The 4411-nt window shown below is 33.5% G+C and carries 5 protein-coding genes; all 5 read left to right on the forward strand.

The features are described from left to right. Window positions 1-92 precede the first annotated feature (92 nt). The 5 genes from flgE (at window position 93) to A966_RS02930 (ending at window position 4277) form a co-directional block, all read left to right on the forward strand. Window positions 93-1418 (forward strand): flagellar hook protein FlgE, encoded by a 1326-nt coding sequence (gene flgE / locus A966_RS02910; protein ID WP_008722355.1) that lies wholly within the window; start codon window positions 93-95, stop codon window positions 1416-1418. An 89-nt stretch (window positions 1419-1507) separates the two neighbouring features. Next, a complete protein-coding gene (locus A966_RS02915) occupies window positions 1508-1732 on the forward strand; it encodes a flagellar FlbD family protein (protein ID WP_008722357.1) in 225 nt (74 codons plus the stop codon). Between the two features lie 47 nt (window positions 1733-1779). Beyond that, on the forward strand, window positions 1780-2571 hold the full coding sequence (locus tag A966_RS02920; RefSeq protein WP_008722359.1) for a motility protein A: 792 nt from the start codon (window positions 1780-1782) through the stop codon (window positions 2569-2571). 20 nt (window positions 2572-2591) lie between these two features. Beyond that, window positions 2592-3392, forward strand: coding sequence for a flagellar motor protein MotB (locus A966_RS02925; protein ID WP_008722362.1), 801 nt, complete (start codon window positions 2592-2594; stop codon window positions 3390-3392). A gap of 12 nt (window positions 3393-3404) precedes the next feature. Further along, window positions 3405-4277 (forward strand): class I SAM-dependent methyltransferase, encoded by an 873-nt coding sequence (locus tag A966_RS02930; protein ID WP_008722363.1) that lies wholly within the window; start codon window positions 3405-3407, stop codon window positions 4275-4277. Window positions 4278-4411: the final 134 nt, after the last annotated feature.

Consider the following 4411-nt stretch of genomic DNA (forward strand, 5'->3'; position numbering starts at 1 on the left):
TTATAGTTAGAAATAAAAAAGTATTAAACAAATTTTAATTATACCGAAAATATTTTGTAAGAAATACTAAAATTTTTGGAGGAATACGCCTTATGATGCGTTCATTATTTGCCGGCGTGTCTGGTTTACAAAATCATCAAACTCGAATGGATGTAGTAGGAAATAACATTGCAAATGTTAATACTTATGGATTTAAAAGAGGAAGAGTTACCTTTAAGGATATGATAAGCCAATCTTTAAGCGGGGCAGCAAAGCCTCAGGAAGATAGAGGCGGTATCAATCCTCAGCAGGTAGGTTTGGGTATGATGGTTGCTACAATAGACACTATACATACACAAGGTGCTTTACAAGTTACAGGTGTAAACACTGATTTAGCTATTCAAGGAGAAGGTTTCTTTATTGAAAAAAGAGGCAATAATTCTTACTATACTAGAAACGGAGCTTTTTCTTTAGACAGAGACGGTTATTTAGTTAATCCTTCTATAGGTTATAAGGTACAAGGCTGGAATGCTGTACTTAATCCTGAAACAGGAGAAATGGAATTAAATACTTCAGCAGGAGTAGAAGATTTAATTATACCTGTAGGTTCAAAGGATCCAGCAAGAGCTACAGCAAATACAAAATATTTCTGTAACTTACAAAAAAGCGGAGAAACACATCAGTCAGATTTAACTATATACGATTCAACAGGAATACCTCGCCAATTAAGAGCAACTTTCACTAGAACAGATGTTAACAGATGGGATATGACAATAGATATACCAGATGCAACAGAAGGAAGTGTAAGCGTATCAGCAGGCGACCCAGTAGAAGGCGGCGGAAACAATACTTTCCAATTAGTATTTAATGATGCTGGTTCTTTAATTTCTGTAAGCGATGGTACTAATACCCAGACAGAAGGAGTATTAATGCCTAATGTATCTTTCACTTATCAGGGAACAGAAGGCGAAGTAAACCAAACTATAAACCTTACTATGGGAGAAGTTGGTTTATTTAATGGTATTACACAATTTGAATCTCCATCAACTACTAAAGCTATAGAACAAGACGGATACACTATGGGTATGCTAGAAGGTTTCAGTTTTGATGACAGCGGTCAGATAACAGGTGTATTTACTAACGGAAATAGAAAAACTTTAGGACAGGTTGCTTTAGCTAAATTCAATAATGCAGGCGGTTTAGAAAAAGCAGGTGACACTTTATTTGTAGCAAGCAATAACTCAGGAGCAGCCAATATTGGTACAGCAGCTGCAGAAGGAAGAGGTTCTTTAAAAGCAGGAGCTTTGGAGATGTCAAATGTTGACTTGAGCGAACAATTTACTGATATGATAGTAACTCAAAGAGGTTTCCAATCTAATGCCAGAACTATCACTACAGCAGATCAAATGCTTCAGGAAGTTATAGCACTTAAAAGATAATAGATAGGTATTATTTAATATAAATAATATTATTAAAAATAGACTTTTTATAATTTTATAGTATAATAGAGTTAGGAGTTTCTGATATTATGATACATATAACAAGATTTGACGGAAGTATATTGTATGTTAATCCGCATCAAATAGAATTTATGGAGGAGACTCCTGATTTAGTAATAACTATGTTATCCGGAAGGAAGGTAGTAACTAAAGACAGCTTTGAAACAGTACTTAATAGAATAGTAGAATACAGAAGCAGAATAGTTTGCGAAGATAGTGTAAAAAAACCTTCATTCTATGGTAATGAAGAATAAGAAATTAACTTAAATAAAGAAAATAAATTTTAGTTAGAGGGCAAAATATGGATATAATAGTACCTTTGGGTGTTTTTTTGGTTATAGGTATCAATTTATTTGGTATTATTTCAGGGGGCGGTAATGTCGGGCACATGATAGATATAGCATCCGCAGTAGTAACAGGACTAGGAGGAACAACTTCGCTTTTAGTTGCTAACGATATGGGTACAGTATTAGGTGTTCCTAAAGCTATTAAAGTACTTTTAAATAAACCAGACTATGATGAAGCACAAATAATTATAACTCTTTTAAGTTTTTCAGAAAAAGCTAGAAGAGAAGGTTTATTAGTACTAGAAGATGATATACAAGAGATATCAGATCCTTTATTAAAGAAAGGAATGCAGCTTGTAGTAGACGGAACAGATCCCGAATTAGTAAAAAATATTTTGAATACAGAGATAGATAACGTAGAAGCAAGGCACGATACAGTAAGGAAAGTATTTGAAGATGCTGCTTCATTATATCCTGCTTGGGGTATGATAGGTACATTAATCGGACTTGTAATCATGCTTAGAAGCTTAGGCGGCGGCGGCGGTGTTGAAGCAATAGGTTCTGGTATGGCGGTAGCACTTATTACTACATACTACGGATCCGTTATAGCTAACGGTTTTGCTTTGCCTATAGCTGGTAGACTTGCAGCGAGACACTCATCTGAGGCTACAGTTCAAAGTATTATGGTTGAAGGTATATTATCTATACAGGCAGGTGATAACCCTAGAATAGTAAAAGATAAACTTATATCTTTCTTGCCTCCTTCTCAGCGTCAGAAAGTTAATGAACAAGTTGGAGACAGATAATAATAATTCAGAGGTAAATAATGGCTACTATTAAATTTGGTAAAAAAGCTAAAAAAGTAGGTGATAAGGCTCAGGTGCCTGGTCCTTCAGCTCCTTTATGGCTTCAAACTTATGGGGACTTTGTAACTTTAGTATTAACATTCTTTGTATTATTATTGTCTACAATGTCTACCTCTGTTAGTGATTCTTCTATACAGCTTATCGCTACAGCATTCCAAGGATCATTTGGTGTTATGCCGGGTGGTACTACTTTATCACAAAGCAGACTTATTTACGGCGGTGCTACAGTTGATAATCTGCCTTCTACAGAGAGAGGATATTCTGTCGGAAGAAGTATTGATAAGGCAACTTCTGTTTTAGAATCAGAAATTAAAAGCAGGAAAGTTAGAGTAGAGGAAGATGAAAGAGGTTTTATCATAAGCCTTGGTGCAGATCAGTATTTTGAATCTGCTTCTACTAATTTAGTTGATAATCAGAATAATGTTGAAACATTTATAAAATTAGCCTCTGTACTTAGCGGTTTACCTAATGATGTAAGAATAGAAGGTCATACAGATTCTGGTTCTATCATTCCTGGAAGTATTACAGAACAGAAATTTGGTAATAACTGGGGACTTTCTTCTGCAAGGGCTATGGTTATTTTAGAAAAAATATTTGAAAATGATCAGGCTGGAAAGTTAGATAGAAATAAATATTCAATTGCAGGATATGCTGATACTAGACCTGTGGCATCTAATGATTTACCAGATGGAAGAGCTTTAAATAGAAGAGTTGATATTGTTGTAGTAAGAAATGATGTTACTTATTATAATCAAAGGTAAGTAAAAAATAAAATGCTCTTAGCTGATAAATGGAAAGACTATAAAATTATAGATTGCGGTGAAGGCGAAAAACTTGAGAATATAGGAGGATTTTTAGTATCTCGTCCAGATTCTCAAGTTATTTGGTCTAAACAGTTAAGTAAATGGGATAATTTGGATGCTGTATATCATCGTTCGGATAAGGGTGGAGGTTATTGGCAGTATATAAATAAGCCTAAAGATAATTTCATTATAAAATATCAAGATTTATCATTCAAAATAGAATTTACTAATTTCAAACATATAGGTATTTTTCCAGAACAGGCTGTTAATTGGCAGTTCATTATAGATAAAATCAAAGAAAAAAAATCTTCTTCTCATAAGAATAAAGAAGTAAAAGCATTGAATCTATTTGCATACACAGGCGGTGCAACGGTTGCTTGTGCTTATGCTGATTGTAATGAAGTTGTTCATGTTGATGCTTCAAAAAAAATAGTTGGGCATGCTCAAAAAAATATAGAAATAAACAATTTACAAGATAAGAAAGTGAGATTTATTATAGAAGATGTAATTAAATTCGTTTTAAGAGAAATAAGACGAGGAAGAAAATACGATGTTATAATAATGGATCCTCCTGTATACGGAAGAGGTCCTAATGGAGAGCTTTGGCAGATAGAAACTAGTTTAAAAAGACTTGTAGAAGAATGCGTAAAACTTTTATCAGATGATCCTATTCTTTTTTTAATAAATTGTTATACTGCAAGTTTTTCTCATATATCACTTAAAAATATTTTATCAACTTCTATAAAACATAATGGAGCTTTTGAAAGCGGCGAAATAGGACTTCCTATAGAAAACTCTAATATTGTTCTTCCTTGCGGTATATATGCGAGATTTTATTCTTAAAAATAATTTTGTTGTGAAGTTATTTGACATTAGATTATTTATGCTATATAATTGTTCAATGATTAACAACACAACACAACACAACACAACACAACACAACACAACACAACACAACACAACACAACACAACACAA

Origin of the sequence: Brachyspira hampsonii 30446, assembly GCF_000316195.1 — a bacterium.
Classification (GTDB): Bacteria; Spirochaetota; Brachyspiria; order Brachyspirales; family Brachyspiraceae; genus Brachyspira; species Brachyspira hampsonii_C.

Bases quoted from the DNA above. Each gene is read 5' to 3' on its own strand.
- A966_RS02930 (WP_008722363.1), top strand. From the start codon at position 3,405: ATGCTCTTAGCTGATAAATGGAAAGACTATAAAATTATAGATTGCGGT.
- A966_RS02915 (WP_008722357.1), top strand. From the start codon at position 1,508: ATGATACATATAACAAGATTTGACGGAAGTATATTGTATGTTAATCCG.
- A966_RS02925 (WP_008722362.1), top strand. From the start codon at position 2,592: ATGGCTACTATTAAATTTGGTAAAAAAGCTAAAAAAGTAGGTGATAAG.
- A966_RS02920 (WP_008722359.1), top strand. From the start codon at position 1,780: ATGGATATAATAGTACCTTTGGGTGTTTTTTTGGTTATAGGTATCAAT.
- flgE (WP_008722355.1), top strand. From the start codon at position 93: ATGATGCGTTCATTATTTGCCGGCGTGTCTGGTTTACAAAATCATCAA.